The organism is Streptomyces sp. NPDC014733 (assembly GCF_043083385.1).
In the GTDB taxonomy this organism is placed as follows: Bacteria; Actinomycetota; Actinomycetes; order Streptomycetales; family Streptomycetaceae; genus Streptomyces.
In genome coordinates this window covers 996,962-1,018,760 of record NZ_JBIBYO010000001.1, presented here as the reverse complement: position 1 = coordinate 1,018,760, position 21,799 = coordinate 996,962, and the positions used below count along the sequence as shown (strand labels likewise).

The window sequence follows — 21,799 nt, the reverse complement described above, 5'->3', positions numbered from 1 at the left end:
CGGCGCAGCAGCAGCGCGTAGCCGACCGCCGCGACGGTGCCGACGACGGCGCAGCCCGCCCACAGGACGTCCGGCCCGTAGTGGTCGATGACGGTGCCGCCGACCAGCGGCGCGGTCAGCGACGCGACCGACCACGACAGGGAGTACATGCCCTGGTAGCGACCGCGGCCGTGGGTGGGCGAGAGGCGGACCACCAGCCCCATCTGGGTGGGGGCGTTGACGACCTCGCCGAGTGTCCAGACGGCGACCGTCACCGCGTACACCGCGACCGAACCGCCGACCGCGGTGAGCCCGAAGCCGTACCCGGCCAGCAGCGCGGAGCCGATCAGCAGCGCGGCGGGGCTGCGGTGCTCGATGAAGCGGGTGACCGGTATCTGGAGCAGCACGATCAGCGCGCCGTTGACCGCGATGACCAGCCCGAAGTCGCCGCTGCCGAACCCGTCGAGCCCCATCGACACCGGCAGCGACACATACGCCTGCTGGAAGAGGAGCGCGAGGAGGAGGTTGAGCCCGACGACCGTCATGAAGCGGCCGTCGCGCGCCACCGTCAGCATCGACACCCGCGCGGGCGCCTCCCGCGTCCCGGTGTCCGCCTCCGCCGCCTGCGGGCGGGACTCCGGCAGCTTGCGGAACACCACCAGCGCGCAGACCAGGACGAGCGTCGCCTCACCGAGGAAGAGCAGCAGATAGCCGTGTTCGGCGAGCAGCCCGGCGGCCGTCGAGGAGACGGCGAAGCCGATGTTGATCGCCCAGTAGTTGAGCGCGAAGGCGCGGGTACGGTCCTCGGGCGCGACGATGTCCGCCATCATCGCCTGCACGGCGGGCCGCGAGGCGCTGGAGGCGGCGCCCACCACGCCCGCCACCGCCGCGATGGCCACCGGATGCGTCATGAACCCGAGCGTCGCCACCGACCCGGCCGTCGCCAGCTGCGACAACAGCATCGTCGGCCGCCGCCCGACCCGGTCCGTCAACACCCCCGACCCGACGGATCCGACCACCCCGCCGAGCCCGTAGAGCGCACCGACCAGCCCGGCGTACGAGGCGGAGTAGCCGCGCTCGACGGTCAGATAGAGGGCCAGGAAAGTGGAGACGAACCCGCCCAGGCGGTTGACCAGGGTGCTGGTCCACAGCCACCAGAACTGGGCCGGAAGACCGGCGAAGCTCGCGGGCAGGGCCCTGGCGAACCGCGATGCTGCGGGCATGTCATTTTCCCCCGACGGTGAGCGGACGACGGCACCGCGCACGGCACCCGACCGGACCGGCGGCGCCCCCACCGGGCACCGCCACCGCTCGGAAAACTACTGAGCGCCCGGCGCCACGGCCAACGGATTGACGGGAACCGTCAAACGTCCCGGGGGCGGGCGACACCGTCCGTGCGCCCCCGGCGCACGCGGCCCGCCCCGGGCACCCCGGACCGGCGGAAGCCCCCGGCCGCCCGGGGCGCGCGGCCCTGGCCCCGCGCCCCGCCGCACACACCGGCCACAGCCGCCCGCCCCCTCGCCCACCTGCGGCTTCGGCCCGGCGGCAGCCCGCGGCGCCGCTCCCCGCCAGGCCCGGCCTCGGGGCGTTCCCCCGCCGGGCGTCGATTAGGCTCGAAGGCATGGCCGACGCACCGTACAAGCTGATCCTGCTCCGCCACGGCGAGAGCGAGTGGAACGCGAAGAACCTGTTCACCGGCTGGGTGGACGTCAACCTCAACGAGAAGGGCGAGAAGGAGGCGGTCCGCGGCGGAGAGCTGCTGAAGGACGCCGGTCTGCTCCCCGACGTCGTGCACACCTCCCTCCAGAAGCGCGCCATCCGCACCGCGCAGCTGGCCCTGGAGGCCGCCGACCGCCACTGGATCCCCGTCCACCGCAGCTGGCGCCTGAACGAGCGCCACTACGGCGCCCTCCAGGGCAAGGACAAGGCGCAGACCCTCGCCGAGTTCGGCGAGGAGCAGTTCATGAAGTGGCGCCGCTCGTACGACACCCCGCCGCCGGCCCTCGACCGCGACGCCGAGTACTCCCAGTTCGACGACGCGCGCTACGCCGCCCTCCCGCCGGAGCTGCGCCCGCAGACGGAGTGCCTCAAGGACGTCGTCGTCCGGATGCTCCCGTACTGGTTCGACGGCATCGTCCCCGACCTGCGGGCCGGGAGGACGGTCCTGGTCGCGGCCCACGGCAACAGCCTCCGCGCCCTGGTCAAGCACCTCGACGGCATCTCCGACGCCGACATCGCGGGCCTCAACATCCCCACCGGCATCCCCCTCTCCTACGAGCTGGACGCCGACTTCAAGCCCGTCACCCCGGGCGGCACCTACCTCGACCCGGAGGCCGCCAAGGCCGCCATCGAAGCGGTGAAGAACCAGGGCAAGAAGAAGTAATCCCTGGCGACAAGCCCCCTACCTGCGGTTTTCGCCGGTAGGGGGCTTGTCGGCGTTCGGGGGCCGTCGGTGGGCCGGCGGGCTATTTGTCGATCAGCCACTGCACGAACAGGACCGCTGCCACCAGCAGCACTGCGCCCTCCACCCAGTCCGTCCACGTGAACTCGTGCTTCTTCTTGACGTGGGGCCCTTGTTCCTCGGTCATATTTCCGCCCCCGTGACAGGCACATACAAGATCGATATCCACTCAGCCACAGGCGGCAGGCGGTCCGCCGCGCCCTTCGCCACTCCCAAGGCGCGGCTCAGATCACGTCCTGCTGCCCCTGCTGCGGCTGGTCCAGTTGCTGTTCGCGCATCCGTTGGTCCGCACGCAGCTCCTCCACCGTGGTGGCGAACGCCTCCAGGTTCTCCCGGTCGTCCGGGAGGGTGTACGGCGCGATCCCCAGCTCCAGCGCGGTGGTGTGCTGCTCCATGCTGTCGGCCGTCTGCTGGAGGTTGAAGGCACGCTCCCGCGGTTTGAAGTACCCGGCGGCGCCCGTGACGACGGTGACCGTGAACGCCAGGACGATCAGTGCGCCCTTCGCCGGCTGCGGCGGGTCGTACCAGGCGGTGACCGCGGAGATGGCGGCCGAGCTGAGGAACAGCAGCCACTGCATCACCAGATGCACCCGCCGGTAGTGCCGCGACTCCCGGCGCAGCCGGGCGATCTCCCCGGGGATGCGCTCCTTGTACGACGCCTGCCGCTCCACCGTGGGCGGGGTGAGCCGCCGCGCCTCCAGGATGCGGCGCTCCTCGGTGAGTTCGAGTTCGAGCCTCAGCTTCTTCAGCGGGGTGCGGGCGTCCTCCCAGACGGAGTCGACGCTGAACTCGTTCACGAACTGCACGAACGTGGCGATCGCCAGCACGACGATCAGGCCGAGCAGGGTGCCGTTGAGCGCCCCCGGCATGTCCGAGTGCAGCCAGACCAGCAGATTCAGCGCCGCCCAGACCATCGGCGTCAGCACCAGCAGCACGGGCGTGAGGTACAGGCCGAGTACCTGAAGGCGCCGGTTCTTGATCCGCTGCTGGAGGTCGGCGATCTCCCGGCGGTGCCCGATCAGGGCGTCCGTGGTGTGCGCGTCGGTCGGCTGCGGCATGGCGTGTGCGTTCCCCCTGATGCGAATGCCGCGGGCCCCCCGGCCCGCCGCTCCGTCAGCTTACGGCCGTACGGGGGACCCGCCGCCCCCTGACCTGCGGGACCACGACTCGTGCGCCACCGCCGTCACGCAGACACCCAGCACAAAGCCCCGCGCACCCGAAGGTGCGCGGGGCCGTCGTGCCTCGAAGGGCGGCCGCCCGAAGGTCAGCCGCAGGATCCGCCGCACTGGCAGGGCGCGCCGCCCTGGCAGCCGCAGCTGCACCCGGCGCCGCAGCCGCATGCGCCGAGCAGCGGGAGACGGGGCCGTTCGCCGGGGACCTGCTCGGCGCGGGCCGTCGTCTCGTGGTTCTCCGTGCTGCGTGCCATGACTTGCCTCCTCTGGATCACCTGTCGCCATTCCAAGCCCGCGCACCGCGGCGCGTCAACGGCGCGTGGAGGCACACAGCCCCGGCGCACGCCACCGGCACCAGGTGGCGGGCCGACCGGCGCCCCCGCACCGGCCGGCCCGCCTCCGGGCCCGTCCGCGTCCGCCGCACACGGCCGGATCAGGCGCCCTCGACGCCCGTCGGCGGGGCGATCTCGTCGGCGTGCTCACCGGTCACCAGATAGACGACCCGCTTCGCCACCGAGACCGCGTGGTCGGCGAACCGCTCGTAGTAGCGGCCCAGCAGCGTCACGTCGACGGCCGTCTCGATGCCGTGCTTCCAGCGGTCGTCCATCAGGTGCTGGAAGAGCGCGCGGTGCAGCCGGTCCATCGCGTCGTCGTCCTGCTCCAGCTGGAGCGCCAGATCGACGTCCTTGGTGATGATGACCTCGCCCGCCTTCGCCATCAGCCGCTGCGCCAGCTGGCCCATCTCCAGGATGGTGGCGTGCAGGTCACGCGGGACGGCCGTCTCCGGGAAGCGCAGCCGGGCCAGCTTCGCGACGTGCTGGGCGAGGTCGCCGGAGCGCTCCAGGTCGGCGCTCATCCGCAGTGAGGTGACGACGATCCGCAGATCGGTGGCGACCGGCTGCTGCCGGGCCAGGAGGGTTATCGCCCGGGCCTCCAGATCGCGCTGGAGATCGTCGACCTTCTCGTCGGCGGCGATCACGCTCTCGGCCAGCTTGAGGTCCGCGTCCAGGATCGCCGTGGTGGCGCGCCCGATCGCGGAGCCGACGAGCCGGGCCATCTCGACCAGGCCCTCGCCGATCGAATCCAGCTCCTCGTGGTACGCGTCCCGCATCTGTGACCTTCTCTCGCATCGACTGGTGACGTGGGCGAACGGGGGCGCGGACGGTGCGCACACACGTTCCGCTCCCACGCTCCCACGGACGGTGTGCGGACGGACCGGACTCCGCGAAGAGCCCACCGGCCGCCCGGGGCCCGGGGAAGGGGGCCCGGGCGGACCCGGAGCGCATCCGGACGCCGGATCCGGCACGGACACCGGAAGCGCTGCCTCCGGCGGACCGCCCCGGCACCACGGCCGTGCGCCGCCGCGGGACCGCTGCGCGCCCGCATCCGCACGGCTCACAGTGCGCGGGCATCACGAAGAGCGGTGCCATCGGGGGTGAAGCCGGGACGGCCTCAAGGTGAACTCTGGGCGACGCGGCCACGGCCGGAGCGGGCGCCCCGACCGCCCCTCGGAGCGGCGGCGTACGCCCCTGACGTGCCCCTTCCGGAGGAGCACACGGGACCGCCCGGCGCGATCGAGGGGGCCGGAACGGCAGGGAATCGCCCCGAACGGCCGATTCGTGACCGCCGGAATGAACCAGTTCTGACGCCACGGTGAACTCTGGGCGACGGGTGTTCGAGCAGACACCCGGACGGCTGGGGAAGTGTCGGACCTGCCGCATAACCTGGAGTCATGAACGTGGACGCGGCCTTCGCCGCAGTGGCAGCTGTCGCCGGTCTGGGGACCGGCGTCTTCGCCATGCTGGCGTTCCGCTGGAGCGAGCGGGACCAGGTCAAACCCACCCGCACCTCCCTGCACACCGAAGCGGTCCTGCCGCCCGGCGTCGACACCGTCCTCTCCGTCCTCCGCTCCTCCGCGGTCGTGCTCGACGAGTCCGGCGCCGTCGTCAAGGCCAGCTCCGCCGCGTACGCGCTCGGACTGGTCCGCGGCGGGAAGCTCGCCGTCGAGCCGATGATGCAGATGACCCGCGACACCCGCCGCGACGGCGAGATACGCCAGGTCGAGCTGGACCTGCCACGCCGCGGCACCGGCCGCGGCGACACCCTCGCGGTCTCCGCCCGCGTCGCCCCGCTCGGCTCCCGGCTGGTGCTCCTCCTCGTCGAGGACCTCACCGAGGCCCGCCGCATCGAGGCGGTCCGCCGGGACTTCGTCGCCAACGTCAGCCATGAGCTGAAGACCCCGGTCGGCGCGCTCTCCCTGCTCTCCGAGGCGGTGATGGACGCCAGCGACGACCCCGAGGCCGTCACCCGCTTCGCCGGACGGATGCAGAACGAGGCCACCCGCCTCACCAACCTCGTCCAGGAGCTGATCGACCTCTCCCGGGTCCAGAACGACGACCCGCTGGAGGACGCCGAGCCGGTGCCGGTGAAGGAGCTGGTCGCCGAGGCGATGGACCGCTGCCGCCAGCCGGCCGGTACGAAACAGATCACCATGGCCTCCAACATGGGCGTGCCCACCGGCTCCACCGCGGAGAGCGAGAGCGGCCGCCGCCCGCTGCCAGTCCCCGACCTGCACATCTGGGGCAACCGCGGCCAGCTCGCCGCCGCCCTCGGCAACCTCGTCGAGAACGCCGTCAACTACTCCCCGGCGCACACCCGCGTCGGCATCGCCGCCCGCCGGGTGTCCGCACCCGGCGGCGACCTGATCGAGATCGCCGTGACCGACCAGGGCATCGGCATCTCCGAGAAGGACCGGGACCGCATCTTCGAGCGGTTCTACCGCGTGGACCCGGCGCGCTCGCGCGCCACCGGCGGGACCGGCCTCGGTCTCGCCATCGTCAAACACGTGGCCGCCTCCCACGGCGGAGAGGTCACCGTGTGGAGCGCTGAGGGACAGGGCTCCACCTTCACCCTGCGTCTCCCGGAAGCCGGCGCCGTACGCGACCGCGAACGCCCCGACGACCGCACCGCTGCGGAGGGCCTCGACGACGAGGACCGCCCGTACGAGACCTTCAACGATCCACTTCCTGCTCACCCCGCCCCGGAGGTCCTTCCGTGACCCGAGTGCTCGTCGTCGAGGACGAGGAATCGTTCAGCGACGCACTGTCGTACATGCTCCGCAAGGAGGGCTTCGAGGTCGCCATCGCGGCGACGGGCCCCGACGGCCTGGACGAGTTCGAGCGCAACGGCGCCGACCTGGTCCTGCTCGACCTGATGCTGCCGGGCCTGCCCGGTACCGAGGTCTGCCGCCAGCTGCGGGGCCGCTCCAACGTCCCGGTCATCATGGTGACCGCCAAGGACAGCGAGATCGACAAGGTCGTCGGCCTGGAAATAGGAGCCGACGACTACGTCACCAAGCCGTTCTCCTCGCGCGAGCTGGTCGCCCGGATCCGCGCGGTGCTGCGCCGCCGCGGCGAGCCCGAGGAGGTCGCGCCGCAGGCCCTGGAGGCCGGTCCGGTCCGCATGGACGTCGACCGGCACGTCGTGACCGTCGGTGGCGGCAAGGTGGACCTGCCCCTCAAGGAGTTCGACCTCCTGGAGATGCTGCTGCGCAACGCCGGCCGGGTGCTGACCCGTATGCAGCTCATCGACCGCGTCTGGGGCGCCGACTACGTGGGCGACACCAAGACCCTGGACGTCCACGTCAAGCGGCTCCGGGCCAAGATCGAACCGGATCCGGGCGCCCCGCGCTACCTCGTCACCGTCCGCGGCCTGGGCTACAAGTTCGAGCCGTGACCGGGCCGGCCGCCCTCCGGGGCGGCCACCGGACGCCACTGGGGCGCCCCTCCGCATCGGAGGAGCGCCCCAGTGGCGTTGTGCTGCGGGTGGCGGCGGCTCAGTGGCCGGAGTGCGCCTCTCCGTCGTGACCGGCGGGCGCACCGGGCTGCCCCGACTCGGTGGGCTTGCCGGACTCCGACGGCTTGCCCGACTCCGAGGGCTTGCCGCTCTCGGAGGGCTGGCCGGTCCCGGTCGGCGTGGTGCCGGGCTGCGGGACGACCTCTGGGCCGAAGTCCTTGAAGTAGCCGTGCGCGGGCACGACCAGCGCCGGGATCTGGACCTTGCCGGTGCTGCTGAAGCTGAACGTCACCGACTGCGCGTTGCCGTCCTGCGCCGCCTCCCGGCCGCTGTGCAGGACCGCGGACGCGTTGCCCTTGCCGCCGAGCACCAGGTAGCCGCCGGCGGGGACCGTCAGGGGGCCCTTGGCGCCCTTCGCCGGGCTGAGCTCGGCGCTCTGGCCGGTGCCCGGGAGGGTGATGGAGTTGAGCTTCTGGTCCTTGGTGCCGGTGTTGAACACCGTCGCGGTGACCACGGCCGGGCCCTTGGCCTTCAGGTCGGGCTGGGTGATCACATTCGCGTTCTGGACCTTGATGTCACCGACGGAGGTCTCGGCGTTGTCCGGCTTGATCCCCAGGGTCTGGGCGTCGTTCCCCGCGCTGCACGCGGAGAGCGAGGCGACGGAGAGCGTGAGGACGGTGGCGGCGAGGACGCCGCGTCGAAGGCTGCGGCTCACGGCGGCGGCATCTCCTTGGACGAGCTTCGGCGGCCGAACGGCGTCCGGTCGCGGATGGACGGCTGGGCGGCGCAGCGTACGCGTCATGATCTACGGGTACGTAAAGCCGCCCTAAGGGTGTGTCAGCGCCGCTAGGTTACCGAGCCGCCTTCGCGCCGCCGCACCCGACCCGCCCCCAGAGCGATCACGGGCCGCCCCGAGGCACCGGAGCCACTCCTTCCACATGTGTCTTCCGTGGGCTGTGACGGCGTGTGGTTTGTGACGGGAATATGCACGGAGAGCGGGTTACCGACGTCGGGCGGCCGGATTCCGTACCGTTCCCCGACGAAAGAAGTATTCGCCGGGAAAACCGTCCGTCCACGGAATTGATCACCGGGTCCGCGCAGCCGAAGGTGATCAATTCCAGAAACCCGTCCGAGAGATCGGCGGAGTCCGAACGGAGTAGCGGAAGTCGCTCATACGGATCGGTGCAAAGCGGACCTTTCGCCCGGCCGGACGGGTACTTCAAGGCTCGTCGCGGACGCGTTTCCCTTCACCGGAGAAACAGCTCTCACCTGCGGATACCTGCATTCCGCACCCCCGCGCAGCACGACGCGGCCGCTGTTGTCAAGCCCCGAGATATGCCCTGACCTGCGAAAACGCCATTCAGAACGGTCCGTTCCCGTGTTAGCATGGATAGCCACGGAAGGGGTACCTGTCACATGACGTTCAAGGTTGGCGACACCGTGGTCTATCCCCATCACGGGGCCGCGCTGATCGAGGCCATCGAAACTCGCCAGATCAAAGGCGTGGACAAGACCTACTTGGTGCTGAAGGTCGCCCAGGGCGATCTTACGGTTCGCGTACCGGCGGACAATGCGGAGTTCGTCGGTGTGCGCGATGTGGTCGGCCAGGACGGGCTGGACCGGGTCTTCGAGGTGCTGCGTGCACCGTACGCCGAAGAGCCGACGAACTGGTCCCGTCGTTACAAGGCGAATCTTGAGAAGCTCGCCTCCGGTGACGTGATCAAGGTCGCCGAAGTAGTGCGCGATCTCTGGCGCCGGGAGCGTGAGCGCGGACTGTCCGCCGGTGAGAAGCGCATGCTCGCCAAGGCCCGCCAGATCCTGGTGAGCGAGCTCGCCCTCGCGGAGAACACCAACGAAGACAAGGCCGAGGCCCTGCTCGACGAGGTCCTCGCGTCCTGACGACGCGCAGACCGCGCCGTAGCGCTCCGTGCGACGACACGGACGGACCGGCGTGGTGAGCGGCGCACGACGCGCCGCACCAGTGAGTACGCAGTGATGCCGCGGTGCCCGATGACGATCCCTTCGGGAGGATCTGTCGCCGGGCGCTGCGGCATATCTGCGCCCCGCGCGGCCGATCCCGGGACGGCTGACGCCTGCCGGGCGGCGAAGTGGTGTGCCGGGCTCGGACAACAGCCTCGACCACTGTCACGGAAGGGGCGGTTGAGGCGTGGCGCCCGGCACGGTGAGGCCATACCCACGTCGGCCGCGACAACAAACCTGTCTGCCCCAATTCCGGGACCTCCCGGACTCCGGAGCCCTCGATGCCAGATCCCTCCCGTCCGATCCGTACCGCCGCGGTGATCCCCGCGGCCGGCCGCGGCGTCCGCCTCGGACCCGGTGCCCCCAAGGCGCTGCGGACCCTCGGCGGCACCCCGATGCTGGTCCACGCGGTCCGCGCGATGGCCGCGTCCCGCGCCGTCTCCCTCGTCGTCGTGGTCGCCCCGCCGGACGGCGCGCCCGAGGTGCGCACCCTCCTCGACGAGCACTCCTCCGGCCGTGCCGAGCTGCTGGTGGTGCCCGGCGGCGAAACGCGCCAGGAGTCGGTGCGCCGCGGGCTCGACGCGCTGCCCGACGGCATCGACGTGGTCCTCGTGCACGACGCGGCGCGGCCGCTGGTGCCCGTCGACACCGTCGACGCAGTGATCGCCGCGGTCCGCTCCGGCGCCCCGGCGGTCGTCCCGGCGCTGCCGCTCGCCGACACCGTCAAGCAGGTCGAACCGCGCCCCCGGGGCGAGGCGGAGCCGGTGACCGGCACCCCCGAGCGGGCGCTGCTGCGCGCCGTGCAGACGCCGCAGGGCTTCGACCGGGAGACCCTGCTCAAGGCGCACGACACGGTCGTCGAGGGCGAGGGCGCCACCGACGACGCGGGTCTGGTGGAACGGCTCGGGGCGCCGGTCGTCGTCGTCCCCGGCCATGAGGAAGCGTTCAAGGTGACCCGGCCGCTGGACCTCGTCCTGGCCGAGGCCGTACTCGCCCGTAGGAGGGCCACTGATGGGTATGTCTGAGCCGGCCGAGCAGTCCGGGCCGGAGGCGGGGGGCGTCGCCGGGCTGCCCGGGATGCCGCTCGTCGGGATCGGCACCGACGTCCACGCCTTCGAGCGCGGGCGGGAACTGTGGTGCGCCGGGCTGTTGTGGGAGGGCGCCGAGTACGGCCTCGCCGGGCACAGCGACGGCGATGTGGCCGCGCACGCCGCCTGTGACGCGCTGTTCTCCGCCGCCGGGGTCGGCGACCTCGGCGCGCACTTCGGCACCGACCGCCCGGAGTGGTCCGGCGCCTCCGGTGTGACCCTGCTCGCCGAGGCCGCGCGCATCGTACGGGCCGCGGGCTTCGCCATCGGCAATGTCTCCGTGCAGGTCATCGGCGTCCGGCCGAAGGTCGGCAAGCGGCGGGACGAGGCGCAGCGGGCGCTGTCCGCCGCCGTCGGCGCGCCGGTCTCGGTCTCCGGAACGACCTCGGACGGCCTCGGCCTCACCGGCCGCGCGGAGGGTCTCGCGGCGGTCGCGACGGCGCTGGTGGTCCGTACGGCGTGAGCCGCGGACGGGGCGGGGCCGGGCGTCGTGCGGCGGCCCGGCCCGTTCCACGGCGGGAGCCCGTAGGGGAGACGCCGGAGGCGGTCCGCCGGTGCGGCGGGCGGCCCCTACGGGGAGCCCCGGTATCTCCCTGATCACCGCGGGAATGACGTGGAACGGTGGGGAGTTGGGGGGAGGGTAGGGAGTGTTCGCCGCCGGACCGAGTCCCAGGAAGGCCCCTCGTGACCGCCACCTTCTCCGACGCCCTCAAGAAGCTCCTCGACAGCCCCGTCGTCGTGACCGTCGCCACGCTCCAGCCGGACGGCAGCCCGCAGCTCTCGCCGGTCTGGGTGCAGCGGGACGGCGAGGAGCTGCTGATCTCCACCACCCGCAGCCGCCGCAAGGCGCGGAACCTCCACCGCGACGCCCGCGTCGGCGTCCTCGTCCAGCCCGTCGGCGCACCGGAGTCCTACGCCGAGATCCGCGGCACCGCCACCCTCACCACCGACGAAGGCCGCAGGATGCTCGACGCGGTGTCGCGGAAGTACACCGGCAAGGACTTCGTGGAGTACGCACCGGAATCGGCGGCCGAGGGGCCCGAGGAGCGGGTGATCATACGGATCACGCCGCACAAGGTGATCGAGCGCCTCTGACCGTGCGGCCGGTGCGCCGCCGGTGACCGGTGGCCGGAAACCGCGGGAGGAGGCCGCGGTGCGCGCGTCGGGCGCGGTGGGCGATCGGGAGCGCATCGGGCGAGGGTCACGCTTCGGTGACCGCGGCCCCCAGGGGGCACGGGGCACTCCCTCGTTCCGACTACCCTGGTTCCGTGACGATTCGCCTGTACGACACCAGCGCCCGGCAGATCCGTGACTTCACCCCGCTCGTTCCGGGCTGTGTCTCGATCTACCTGTGTGGCGCGACGGTGCAGGCTGCCCCGCACATCGGCCACATCCGGTCCGGTCTGAACTTCGACATCATGCGCCGCTGGTTCAGCCACCGCGGCTACGACGTGACGTTCGTCCGCAACGTGACCGACATCGACGACAAGATCATCAAGAAGTCCGCCGAGCAGGGCCGCCCCTGGTGGTCGATCGGATACGCCAACGAGGTCGCCTTCAACGAGGCGTACGACGCGCTCGGCTGCCTCCGCCCGACCTACGAGCCGCGGGCCACCGGCCACATCCCCGAGATGATCGAGATGATGCGCGGCCTGATCGAGCGCGGCCACGCCTACGCCGCCGACGGCAACGTCTACTTCGACGTCCGCTCCTTCCCCGGCTATCTGGAGCTGTCCAACCAGGAGCTGGACAGCCTCCGGCAGCCGTCGGGCGAGGGCGAGACCGGTAAGCGGGACGCGCGGGACTTCGCGATGTGGAAGGCGGCCAAGGAGGGCGAGCCCAGCTGGGAGACGCCCTGGGGCCGCGGTCGTCCCGGCTGGCACCTGGAGTGCTCCGCGATGGCGCACAAGTATCTGGGCAGCGCCTTCGACATCCACGGCGGCGGCGTCGACCTGGTCTTCCCGCACCACGAGAACGAGATCGCGCAGGCGAAGGCGTTCGGCGACGACTTCGCCATGTACTGGGCGCACAACGCCTGGGTGACCATGAGCGGCGAGAAGATGTCCAAGTCGCTGGGCAACTCCGTGCTGGTCAGCGAGATGGTCAAGCGCTGGCGCCCGATCGTGCTGCGCTACTACCTCGGCACCCCGCACTACCGCTCGATGATCGAGTACAGCGAGGAAGCGCTGCACGAGGCCGAGGCCGCGTTCGCGCGGATCGAGGGCTTCGTCCAGCGCGTGGTGGAGAAGGCCGGGACCGTCGAGCCCGCCGCCGAGGTGCCGCCGGCCTTCGCCGAGGCGATGGACGACGACCTGGGCGTCCCGCAGGCGCTGGCGATCGTGCACACCACCGTCCGGCAGGGCAACTCCGCGCTGACCGCCGACGACAAGGAGGCGGCGGTCGCCCGCCTCGCGGAGCTGCGGGCGATGCTCGGCGTGCTCGGCCTCGACCCGCTCGACGAGCGCTGGTCCGGCGGTGCGGAGCGCGGCGAGGACCTGCACGGCGTGGTCGACTCGCTGGTCCGCCTCGTCCTCGACCAGCGGCAGGCCGCCCGGGGGCGGAAGGACTACGCCACCGCCGACGCCATCCGCGATCAGCTCCAGCAGTCCGGCCTGGCCATCGAGGACACCCCGTCGGGTCCGCGCTGGTCGCTGTCGTGACCGTCCCCGGGCACCGCACCGCCGCGCTGCCCTGACCTCGTCGCACGCCGCGGCGGCACCGCCACCGTGGCACCCCGGCCGCCGTCCGGATTCGCCCTCCCCGGCGGCCGCGGGCGACACTCAATCCATACGTACGTATCCACTCCACGTCGCGAGACGTCGAGCGCAGTGAAGAAACGGGTGACCCATGGCCGGCAACAGCCAGCGCAGGAACCGCCGCACGTCCAACAAGAAGGGCGCGCAGATGGGCAGCGGCGGCCAGCGGCGCAAGGGCCTCGAAGGCAAGGGCCCGACCCCGCCCGCCTCCGCCCGCAAGGGACATGTCAAGAACCGCATCGCCAACGCCAAGGCGAAGCACGTGGCGGCGCGCCGTCCCGCCCCGCGGCGCGGCGGCGCGAAGGGCACGGCCGAGCTGGTCGTCGGCCGTAACCCGGTCTTCGAGGCGCTGCGCGACGGCGTGCCCGCGACCACTCTCTACGTCCAGCAGTTCATCGACTCCGACGAGCGGGTCCGCGAGGCGCTCCAGCTCGCCACCCAGCGCGGCGACATCAACCTGATGGAAGCGCCCCGCCCCGAGCTGGACCGGATGACCAACGGCCTCAACCACCAGGGGCTGGTCCTCCAGGTGCCGCCGTACGACTACGCGCACCCCGAGGACCTGGCGGCCGCCGCGTTCGACGACGGCGAGGAGCCGCTGATCGTGGCGCTGGACGGCGTCACCGACCCGCGCAACCTCGGCGCGGTCGTCCGTTCCGTCTGCGCGTTCGGCGGCCACGGCGTGGTCGTGCCGGAGCGCCGCGCGGCCGGGATGACCGCCGGTGCGTGGAAGACCTCGGCGGGTACCGCGGCCCGTACGCCGGTCGCCCGGGCCACCAACCTGACCCGGACGCTGGAGCAGTACCAGAAGGCCGGGCTCATGGTCGTCGGGCTGGCCGCCGACGGTGAGATGGAGCTCCAGGACGTCGAGGCGCTGGACGGCCCGGTCGTGATCGTCGTCGGCAGCGAGGGCAAGGGCCTGTCGCGGCTGGTCGGCGAGACCTGCGACGTGCGGGTGCGGATCCCGATGCCGGGCGGCGCCGAGTCGCTGAACGCCGGTGTCGCCGCCGGTGTCGTCCTGTGGGAGGCGGCCCGCCGCCGCGGCTGAGCACGGCATCCCGCCGGGCGCCGGGCCGTGGCCCGCGTCCGGCGGCCGCGCCGCACGGAGTCACAGGGCAAGGCGTGACGCTCCGTGCGGCATCCGGCGATCCTGTGATTTTTTGACGGGTCTCGGACAGATCGGCCAGGTCAAGGCAGTGTCTTAACCGCTCGTCACTCGGTTAGATGAGCGTGGACACCAGAACACCCCGCATGCCTACGGGGGGACGCTCACCGGGCTTCGATGACGAGCCGCCGCTGAGCGCGGTCAAGGTGCCGTGCGATCCCGCGCAGGTCATCGTCAACCACGCCAGCTTCCGCGTACAGCTCGCCGCGCCCGTCGTCGGCCGGGTCAGGGCCGGGGCCCGGGCCCCCGTACTCGGCGCGCGGGCCGGCGGGCGCCGGGCGCCCGTGGTGTGGAGCGGCCGCACCGATCCGGGCGGCTCGGCCGGCGCCACCACCCAGCTCCTGCGCGCCGTCCGTACCTCCGGCATCGGCCTGGACACCGACGAGGGCGACGACGCCGCGGCGACGCAGATCCTGCCGCGGGTGACCGCCGACACCGGCCCCACCGTCATCGGCCAGCGCACCCCCGCCGACGCCGACACCACCCTGCTGCACCCGGTGCGCCCCGGCGGCGGCCCGTACGATCCGTACGGCGCCGACCGGGAGGCGTTCGCGGGCGGGCGCGAGGCCGCGTACGACGACGCGTACGCGGGTGACGGCGACGCGGACCGCTTCGAGGCGCGGGAGAGTTACGCCGCCGAGCGGCGCCGCGACGGCGTCCGCCACGCCTACTACCCGGGCCGCCGGATGAACCTCGGCGTCGTCCTGCTGCCGCTGCGCATCTTCCTCGGCCTGATCTCGATCTACGCGGGCATGGGCAAGCTCTGCGACCCCGTCTACTTCGACGGCGGCGAGCGCGGCTCGATGGTGAAGTGGCTGTCGTCGCTGGAGCCGTGGGCGCTCGCCGTCCCGCTGCGTGACTTCGCGCTGGCGCACCCGGTGGGCGCCGGGCTCACCGTCGCGTTCCTCCAGGTCGTGGTCGGTGTGCTCACCATCTGCGGCCTGTGGCAGCGGCTGGCCGCGTCGATCGGCGCGCTGCTCTCCGCGGTGCTGCTGATGACCGTCACCTGGCACAGCATCCCGGCGTACGACGCGCCGGACATCATCTATCTCGCCGCCTGGAGTCCGCTGGTCATCGCGGGCGCCCCGGTGTACTCCCTCGACGCCCGGCTGGCCGGCGAGGCGTGGCGGCGGCTCGGCCCCCGTGTCGACGTCATCGATCTGCGGCGCCGGGTGCTGCGCCGCGGCGCCGCGATGACCGCGGTGATCGCCGGGCTGACGCTGCTGATCGGTTCGGTGCTCGGCGGCGCCGTACGGTCGGCGACGGTCACGTCCGTGCCGCGGCCCGGCGAACCGGCGATCAACAACCTGCCCGGCCGGCCGCTGCCCAGCCCGCACCGGCAGGCGACCCGCCCGCAGCAGACCCGGACCGCGGCCCCGCACCGCCCCGGTACGCCGCTGCCGGGCGCCGGGCACACCGCCGGTCCGACGGGCGCGCCGTCCTCGACCGCGGGCAGCAGCTCCCCGACGGCCGGGGCGACCAGCGGCGCCGGCCGGCAGCCCGGCGCGGGCGCCACGACCGGCGCCCCGCAGCACTCCGCCTCGACCCGGGCCCCGGCGCCGACCACGGCGGAGCCGTCCGGCGGCACGGGCGGCGGGACCACCGGCTCCGGTGGCGACGGTTCGACCGGCAAGCCGAAGGACCACACCGGGGCCCTGGGCGGTCTCCTGGGGTGATCCCGTAGGGGCCGGCCGGTGCCCCGGCCGGGCAGTGGGCGAACGGCCCCCGCGGACGGAGCCATTCCGTCCGCGGGGGCCGTTCCGTATCGGGAGGCGGGCGGCCGTCAGGCGAGGTCCAGGCCCCGCAGCCAGTCGAGGAGCAGGCGGTTGACCTCGTCCGGCCGCTCCTGCTGGATCCAGTGACCGCAGCCGTCGAGGAGATGGGCGGCGGCCAGGCCCGGCAGGGTGGTGGGGAAGGCGTCGATGGCGTCCGCGAGCCAGGTGGTGGAGGCGTCCCGGGTGCCGCCGACGAAGAGCGACGGTTGGGCGATCGGGGCGCCCTCCAGGTCGGCGGCGGCCGCCCAGTCGCGGTCGGCGTTGCGGTAGCGGTTCAGGGCGCCGGTCAGTCCCGTACGGGTGAACTCCGCGGTGTAGAAGTCGAGTTCGGTGTCGCCGAGCCAGGACGGGGTGCGGTCGCGGACGAAGCGGTCGCGCAGGCGGCCGCCGGGCGGGACGAAGAAGTGGCCGGTGGAGCCGTCCGCGGGCAGGGTGTCGCCGGAGAGCGAGGCGTAGAAACCGGCGAGCCAGGAGCGGATGTCCGGCTCGATCTCCGCCTCGGCGCGGCCCGGCTCCTGGAAGTACCGGACGTAGAACTCCTCGTCGCCGCCGAGCGCCGCGAAGGCGTCGGACGGCCGGACCGGCCCGCGCGGTGCGTACGGGACGCTCAGCAGGGCCACGGCGGAGCAGACGTCGGGCCGCCGCAGCGCGGTGTGTGCGGCGATCGGGGAGCCCCAGTCGTGGCCGACGAGGACCGCGTCGCGGGCGCCGAGCGCGCGGATCACGGCGGCGTTGTCGGCGACGTGCGCCGCCATGTCGTACGCCTCGACGGCCGCGGGGCGTGCGGAGCGGCCATAGCCGCGCAGGTCGAGGGCGGCGGCGTGGTAGCCCGCCGCGGCGAGCGCGGGGAGCTGGTGGCGCCAGGAGTACCAGGACTCCGGGAAGCCGTGCAGCAGCAGGACGAGTGGCCCGCTGCCCTGCTCGACGAGGTGGAGACGGCCGTCCGGGGTGTCCACCAGGCGGTGGGTCCACTGCGGTGACGGTACGGATTGCGGCATCGGTCCTCCCGGGGACGTCGGTCGCGCCAGGATGCGGCACCCGCCCGCCGGCCCGTACACGGATTTGCCGTTCCGGCAAACCGCCGCGCTCAACTGCCCGTGGCGCCCAGCTCCTTGGCGGCCTCGGTGAGGTCCTTGGTGGTGTCGATGGCGCGCCAGTACGCGCCGTGCGGCAGGGGATAGCCGGCCAGCCGCCGTTCGCGGGCGAGCCGGGGGAAGGTGGTGCGTTCGTGGTCGCCGCGGTCCGGCAGCAGCGCGGTGAAGGCGGCGGAGAAGACGTACACCCCGGCGTTGATGAGGTACGGCGACGGCGGCGCCTCGATGAAGTCGAGGACATGGCCGAACTCGTCGGTCTCCACGACGCCCCAGGGGATCCGCGGCCGGGCCAGCGCCAAGGTGGCCTCGGCGCCGCGTTCGAGGTGGAAGGCGGCCATCTCGGTGAGCGGGAAGCGGGTCCAGATGTCGCCGTTGGTGGCGTACCAGGGCTCGTCCGGGCGGGGCAGCGACGCCGCCGCGTGCTTGAGGCCGCCGCCGCGGCCGAGGGGTTCGGTCTCGACGACGGTCGTGACGTTCAGCGGGAGGTCGGCCTCGGCCAGCCAGTCCTCCAGGACGTGGGCGAGGTGGCCGCAGGAGACCACCGCGTCGGTGACGCCCTCGGCGGCGAGCCAGGTGAGCTGATGGCCGATGATCGGGGTTCCCGTGCCGGGAATCTCGACCATCGGCTTGGGCCGGTCATCGGTGTACGGCCGCAGGCGCGAGCCCTGGCCACCGGCCAGGACAACGGCCTGTGTCGGATAGGGATACGGGGCGACTGTCATGGTTCGCACCCTATGCGGTGCGAGGGCAGGTCACGGGGCGGTGGCGACGCCGGAGGCGAAGGAGGTGTCGCACACCGGGCGGGAGAACGCCTGCGCGCGGTGCCCGGCGCCGTACTTGGCGACGGCTGCCCGGCCCAGCGCCCGCGCGATGGAGGTGCAGTGCTTGGCGAGCGACGGCCGCTCCGTGGTGGCCCGCTGGAGGTGGGTCAGCGCCACGCCCGGGTCCTTCTCCTGGAGTTCGAGCAGCAGACGGTCGCGGAGGACGTCCTGCGGGGCGCGGGGCCCGGTCTTGGCGAGGGTCTTGCCGCTGGACGCGGTCAGCATCTGCGTGTCCGTCGACTTCGAGGCCCACGGCACGCTGGTGACCGCGAGCGTCCCGGAGAGCACGAGGACGACGGGGAGGACAAGGGCGAGAGTTCTGCCGATACGGCGGGCTGCGGAGTTCACGGTCGCGATGGTAGCGAGCGGTGATGATTTGGCGACATTGCGTCACCTTATCGAGGGATGAGAGGGGTCGTTGGCGAGGGCGCGATGTTGACGAAGGGGGCGCGGAAGCTTTTTTCCGCGCCCCTCGCCGGCCCGTTGCCCGCACCCGTTCCCGTAGCGGCCGAAGCCCCGGAACGGCAGCGGCCGGCCGCGGCGATCGAACGCCACGGCCGGCCAACGGACCTGCTGTCCCGCCGAGTTGGGTCAGTCGGCCAGGCGCTCGCCCGACGACGTCGAGAAGACATGCGTCTCACCCGGCTGCGGGACGACGTGCAGGGTGGTGCCCTTCTCCGGCACCTGACGTCCGTTGACCCGGACGACCAGGTCCTTGGGCGCACCGCCGACCTCGACGGTCCCGTAGACGTACGCGTCGGCGCCCAGCTCCTCGACGACGTTGACCGTGACGGCCAGACCGGCGGGGGAGTCCGCCGCCGCCTTCGTCAGCGCCGACGCGGCGGCGCCGTTCTGCTCGACGATCTCGAAGTGCTCGGGCCGGACGCCGACGGTCACCGTCGTGTCGCCCTTGTCCGCCGCCGTGGCCAGCGCCTCCCGGCCGACCGGCACCACGCTGTTGCCGAACTTCACGCCGCCGTCGGCGATCGGCACCTCGATGAGGTTCATCGCCGGCGAGCCGATGAACCCGGCGACGAAGAGGTTCGCCGGCCGATCGTACATGTTCCGCGGCGAGTCGACCTGCTGCAGCAGCCCGTCCTTGAGGACCGCGACCCGGTCGCCCATCGTCATCGCCTCGACCTGGTCGTGGGTGACGTACACCGTGGTGATGCCCAGCCGGCGCTGGAGCCCGGCGATCTGCGTACGGGTCTGGACGCGGAGCTTGGCGTCGAGGTTGGACAGCGGCTCGTCCATCAGGAAGACCTGCGGCTCCCGGACGATCGCCCGGCCCATCGCGACACGCTGCCGCTGCCCACCGGAGAGCGCCTTCGGCTTACGCCCCAGGTACTCCGTGAGGTCCAGGATCTTCGCCGCGTCCTCGACCTTCTGCCGGATCTCCGCCTTCGGCACCCCGGCGATCTTGAGCGCGAAGCCCATGTTGTCGGCGACGCTCATGTGCGGGTACAGCGCGTAGTTCTGGAACACCATGGCGATGTCCCGGTCCTTGGGCGGCAGATGCGTGACATCGCGGTCGCCGATGCGGATCGCCCCGCCGTCGACGTCCTCCAGACCTGCCAGCATCCGCAGCGAGGTGGACTTCCCGCAGCCGGACGGGCCGACCAGAACGAGGAATTCACCGTCCTCGATGGCGATGTCGAGCTTGTCGACGGCGGGCTTGTCGGAACCCGGGTAGATACGGGTTGCCTGGTCGTACGTGACCGTAGCCATGATGTGTCCCTTCACCGGCAGGAACGTGCCGGACGATCCGAGTAAAGGAGTGGCGTGGCCCACAACCGCGGGCCGGGCGCGACGCTACCTGCGGCGATGCCCGGTGTCAGCACCCCAGAGGTCACGAAATGGCGACCGGCATCCACCCCACCTGGGTACACTGCTCCCGCACGCCTCCTTAGCTCAGCTGGCCAGAGCACCGCTCTTGTAAAGCGAAGGTCGTCGGTTCGAATCCGACAGGGGGCTCTGAGAAACACCAGGTCAGAGTCTGGTTCGGCGTCACGAAGGCCCTCCGTGAAGATCACGGAGGGCCTTCGTGACGCCGGATGGGAACACGCTGGGAACATGCCGTCAGGCGGCTGTCTCCCCCGGCGTTGCTGGGAGCGTCGAGTCCTACGGGGCCGCGCTGGGGACCTCGGGCTCGCCGGGCGGATCCTGCTGCTTCCGGGCTCGCGGCACGATGGCGACCGGAGCTTCGGCTTCGGCCTTCTCGAACTGGGGCAACACCGAGGTGTAGGTGTCGGCGGTCAGGGAGTAGCTGCTGTGGCCGAGGAGAGCTTGGATCTTCTTCATGTGGAGGCCGGCGGCCAGGGAGAGCGTGGCAGCGCAGTGCCGGAGATCGTGGAGCCGGACTGGCGGCAGGTCCAACTTCTTGATCAGCCGTTCGAACACCTGTGACAGGTACTCGGGGTGGTAGGCGCGTCCGTCCTGCCACGTGAAGACCAGGCCGGTGTCTTTCCAGGGCTCCTTCGGGGCCTTGCGGTTTGACTCGTCGGGCTGGGCCTGGCGGTGTCGCTGCCACAGCTCGTGGGCGCGGTTCCATTCCTCGCACTCGACCTGTTGGCGCTGCCGCCACAGCTTGAATAGTTCATGGGTCTGTGAGTCCAGGGAGACGGTGCGTTCTCCGCTTTCGCTCTTGGGCGTGTCTTCCCAGACCTCGTACGCGGCGGCGACGAGCTGCTCGCTGATGCGGACGGTGCCGATCGTCAAGTTGGTCTCGCTCCAGGGCAGGCCGGCGACTTCGCCGCGGCGCAGGCCCCGGAAGACCATTAGGTGGAACATCGGGTAGAGCCGGTGCTCGGCGACGGCGTCGAGGAACGTTCCGGTCTGCTCGGGTGTCCAGACCATGACCTTGCCCGGCTTCTCGCCGGTGGCCCGCCAGCGGGTAACTCGCTCATCGGTCCACACCACTGGCTTGGGGCGTACGTACTTCGGCAGGACGACGTCCTTGGCCCAGTTCTCGCTGATCAGCTTCTCGGCGAGCGCGTCTTCGAGAGCGGCGCTGAGCGTGTTGTTCATCTTGAGCTGGGTGCCGGGACCGGTGATGTGGCGTGGTTTGCTGCGGGCTGCCCGGAGTGCAGCCTTGGCGGCGCTCCAGCTCTGGCGCAGCTGACGCGGCCGAGGGCGGATCGTGCAGGTGCGCCATGCCTTGTGGGCGGCGCGCTCGGTCGCCTGGGCTGCGTCGGCTTTCTCCTGGTTTTGCTGGTGCAGTTTGTTATCCGCCCAGATTTCTTTGAACATGTCCTGGATGTGCCGGGTACGGAGGTCGCGCATCTTCAGATGGCCCAGGGCGGGTATGAAGACGCGTTCGATGTGGTCTTCGTAGCCGGCGCGGGTGGACCGCTTGAGGTCGATTCGCTTGGCGAACCAGCGGCGGAGGAACTCGGCGACGGTTTCCTTCGACTTGACCTGTATGCCGCCCTGGGCAAGGTCCCAGATCTCCTTGCACTTAGTTGCTGCGTCCTTCTGGGTGCGGAAGCCGCCCTTCTTGGCGGTGTCGCGCTTACCGCCAGGGCCTGGCGGCAGTTCGATGCTGTAGTACCACGATCCGTGGTCACGCCGGGTCAGCTTGGGGCACCGCTTTTCCAAGTAGCCGATCTTCTGCGTGCCGTCCTCCTTGAGGACTGGCTTGCCTTCCGTATCTACCAGGGGCCCCTTGCACGCACACCGCTTATAGGTCCTCTCCTCGAACACTGCTGCCCCTC

General features: G+C 71.8%; 20 protein-coding genes, 1 tRNA gene and 1 pseudogene. 11 read left to right on the top strand and 11 right to left on the bottom strand.

The window, feature by feature from the left end; all coding sequences use genetic code 11:
- Nucleotides 1-32: 32 nt before the first annotated feature.
- Nucleotides 33-1,202, bottom strand: a pseudogene (locus tag ACF1BH_RS04630) (MDR family MFS transporter); the annotation flags it as partial.
- Between the two features lie 398 nt (nucleotides 1,203-1,600).
- On the opposite strand from ACF1BH_RS04630, the gene ACF1BH_RS04625 reads away from it, so the two are divergent.
- Entirely contained in the window at nucleotides 1,601-2,362 is a 762-nt protein-coding gene (locus ACF1BH_RS04625; protein WP_391640908.1) for a phosphoglyceromutase, read from the top strand.
- A gap of 82 nt (nucleotides 2,363-2,444) precedes the next feature.
- On the opposite strand, the gene ACF1BH_RS04620 is transcribed toward ACF1BH_RS04625, so the two are convergent.
- The 4 genes from ACF1BH_RS04620 to phoU all read right to left on the bottom strand — a co-directional run bounded on the left by ACF1BH_RS04620 (nucleotide 2,445) and on the right by phoU (nucleotide 4,723).
- Complete coding sequence (locus ACF1BH_RS04620) at nucleotides 2,445-2,567, bottom strand: hypothetical protein (protein ID WP_391640907.1); 123 nt, start codon at nucleotides 2,565-2,567, stop codon at nucleotides 2,445-2,447.
- Nucleotides 2,568-2,664: 97 nt separating this feature from the next.
- Nucleotides 2,665-3,498, bottom strand: a complete 834-nt coding sequence (locus tag ACF1BH_RS04615; RefSeq protein WP_391640906.1) for an SLATT domain-containing protein — start codon at nucleotides 3,496-3,498, stop codon at nucleotides 2,665-2,667.
- A 206-nt stretch (nucleotides 3,499-3,704) separates the two neighbouring features.
- On the bottom strand, nucleotides 3,705-3,866 hold the full coding sequence (locus tag ACF1BH_RS04610; protein WP_391640905.1) for a hypothetical protein: 162 nt from the start codon (nucleotides 3,864-3,866) through the stop codon (nucleotides 3,705-3,707).
- 179 nt (nucleotides 3,867-4,045) lie between these two features.
- Nucleotides 4,046-4,723, bottom strand: coding sequence for a phosphate signaling complex protein PhoU (gene phoU / locus ACF1BH_RS04605; protein ID WP_030288826.1), 678 nt, complete (start codon nucleotides 4,721-4,723; stop codon nucleotides 4,046-4,048).
- 621 nt (nucleotides 4,724-5,344) lie between these two features.
- On the opposite strand from phoU, the gene ACF1BH_RS04600 reads away from it, so the two are divergent.
- Nucleotides 5,345-6,670 (top strand): sensor histidine kinase, encoded by a 1,326-nt coding sequence (locus tag ACF1BH_RS04600; protein WP_391640904.1) that lies wholly within the window; start codon nucleotides 5,345-5,347, stop codon nucleotides 6,668-6,670.
- A complete protein-coding gene (locus ACF1BH_RS04595; protein ID WP_052856056.1) occupies nucleotides 6,667-7,347 on the top strand; it encodes a response regulator transcription factor in 681 nt (226 codons plus the stop codon). Before ACF1BH_RS04600 ends, ACF1BH_RS04595 begins: the two co-directional genes overlap by 4 nt.
- Before the next feature lie 100 nt (nucleotides 7,348-7,447).
- Here ACF1BH_RS04595 and ACF1BH_RS04590 read toward each other — a convergent pair whose 3' ends face one another.
- The gene (locus ACF1BH_RS04590) at nucleotides 7,448-8,122 is read right to left on the bottom strand and encodes a DUF461 domain-containing protein (RefSeq protein ID WP_391640903.1); all 675 of its coding nucleotides are present in this window, start codon (nucleotides 8,120-8,122) and stop codon (nucleotides 7,448-7,450) included.
- A 701-nt stretch (nucleotides 8,123-8,823) separates the two neighbouring features.
- Between ACF1BH_RS04590 and ACF1BH_RS04585 the strand changes: the two genes are divergently transcribed.
- The 7 genes from ACF1BH_RS04585 (at nucleotide 8,824) to ACF1BH_RS04555 (ending at nucleotide 16,072) form a co-directional block, all read left to right on the top strand.
- Complete coding sequence (locus ACF1BH_RS04585; protein ID WP_003953493.1) at nucleotides 8,824-9,306, top strand: CarD family transcriptional regulator; 483 nt, start codon at nucleotides 8,824-8,826, stop codon at nucleotides 9,304-9,306.
- A 362-nt stretch (nucleotides 9,307-9,668) separates the two neighbouring features.
- Entirely contained in the window at nucleotides 9,669-10,412 is a 744-nt protein-coding gene (gene ispD, locus ACF1BH_RS04580) for a 2-C-methyl-D-erythritol 4-phosphate cytidylyltransferase (protein ID WP_391640902.1), read from the top strand.
- Nucleotides 10,405-10,938: a 2-C-methyl-D-erythritol 2,4-cyclodiphosphate synthase gene (gene ispF, locus ACF1BH_RS04575; RefSeq protein ID WP_391641014.1), complete on the top strand. Its 534-nt coding sequence runs from the start codon at nucleotides 10,405-10,407 to the stop codon at nucleotides 10,936-10,938. The genes ispD and ispF overlap by 8 nt, the downstream gene beginning before the upstream one ends.
- A 221-nt stretch (nucleotides 10,939-11,159) precedes the next feature.
- Nucleotides 11,160-11,570: a PPOX class F420-dependent oxidoreductase gene (locus tag ACF1BH_RS04570; protein ID WP_391640901.1), complete on the top strand. Its 411-nt coding sequence runs from the start codon at nucleotides 11,160-11,162 to the stop codon at nucleotides 11,568-11,570.
- 173 nt (nucleotides 11,571-11,743) lie between these two features.
- Entirely contained in the window at nucleotides 11,744-13,135 is a 1,392-nt protein-coding gene (gene cysS, locus ACF1BH_RS04565; RefSeq protein WP_391640900.1) for a cysteine--tRNA ligase, read from the top strand.
- A 187-nt stretch (nucleotides 13,136-13,322) separates the two neighbouring features.
- A complete protein-coding gene (gene rlmB, locus ACF1BH_RS04560; RefSeq protein ID WP_391640899.1) occupies nucleotides 13,323-14,279 on the top strand; it encodes a 23S rRNA (guanosine(2251)-2'-O)-methyltransferase RlmB in 957 nt (318 codons plus the stop codon).
- 203 nt (nucleotides 14,280-14,482) lie between these two features.
- On the top strand, nucleotides 14,483-16,072 hold the full coding sequence (locus tag ACF1BH_RS04555; RefSeq protein WP_391640898.1) for a DoxX family membrane protein: 1,590 nt from the start codon (nucleotides 14,483-14,485) through the stop codon (nucleotides 16,070-16,072).
- Nucleotides 16,073-16,179: 107 nt separating this feature from the next.
- Here ACF1BH_RS04555 and ACF1BH_RS04550 read toward each other — a convergent pair whose 3' ends face one another.
- The 4 genes from ACF1BH_RS04550 to ACF1BH_RS04535 form a co-directional block, all read right to left on the bottom strand.
- Nucleotides 16,180-17,169: an alpha/beta fold hydrolase gene (locus ACF1BH_RS04550; protein ID WP_391640897.1), complete on the bottom strand. Its 990-nt coding sequence runs from the start codon at nucleotides 17,167-17,169 to the stop codon at nucleotides 16,180-16,182.
- An 89-nt stretch (nucleotides 17,170-17,258) separates the two neighbouring features.
- Nucleotides 17,259-17,987: an NDP-sugar synthase gene (locus ACF1BH_RS04545; RefSeq protein ID WP_391640896.1), complete on the bottom strand. Its 729-nt coding sequence runs from the start codon at nucleotides 17,985-17,987 to the stop codon at nucleotides 17,259-17,261.
- 30 nt (nucleotides 17,988-18,017) lie between these two features.
- The gene (locus ACF1BH_RS04540; protein ID WP_391640895.1) at nucleotides 18,018-18,434 is read right to left on the bottom strand and encodes a hypothetical protein; all 417 of its coding nucleotides are present in this window, start codon (nucleotides 18,432-18,434) and stop codon (nucleotides 18,018-18,020) included.
- Between the two features lie 243 nt (nucleotides 18,435-18,677).
- Nucleotides 18,678-19,814, bottom strand: coding sequence for an ABC transporter ATP-binding protein (locus ACF1BH_RS04535; protein WP_391640894.1), 1,137 nt, complete (start codon nucleotides 19,812-19,814; stop codon nucleotides 18,678-18,680).
- A gap of 172 nt (nucleotides 19,815-19,986) precedes the next feature.
- Here ACF1BH_RS04535 and ACF1BH_RS04530 point away from each other — a divergent pair.
- Nucleotides 19,987-20,060: transfer RNA gene (locus ACF1BH_RS04530), tRNA-Thr, on the top strand.
- 147 nt (nucleotides 20,061-20,207) lie between these two features.
- On the opposite strand, the gene ACF1BH_RS04525 is transcribed toward ACF1BH_RS04530, so the two are convergent.
- Nucleotides 20,208-21,788, bottom strand: a complete 1,581-nt coding sequence (locus tag ACF1BH_RS04525) for a tyrosine-type recombinase/integrase (RefSeq protein ID WP_391640893.1) — start codon at nucleotides 21,786-21,788, stop codon at nucleotides 20,208-20,210.
- Nucleotides 21,789-21,799 lie beyond the last annotated feature (11 nt).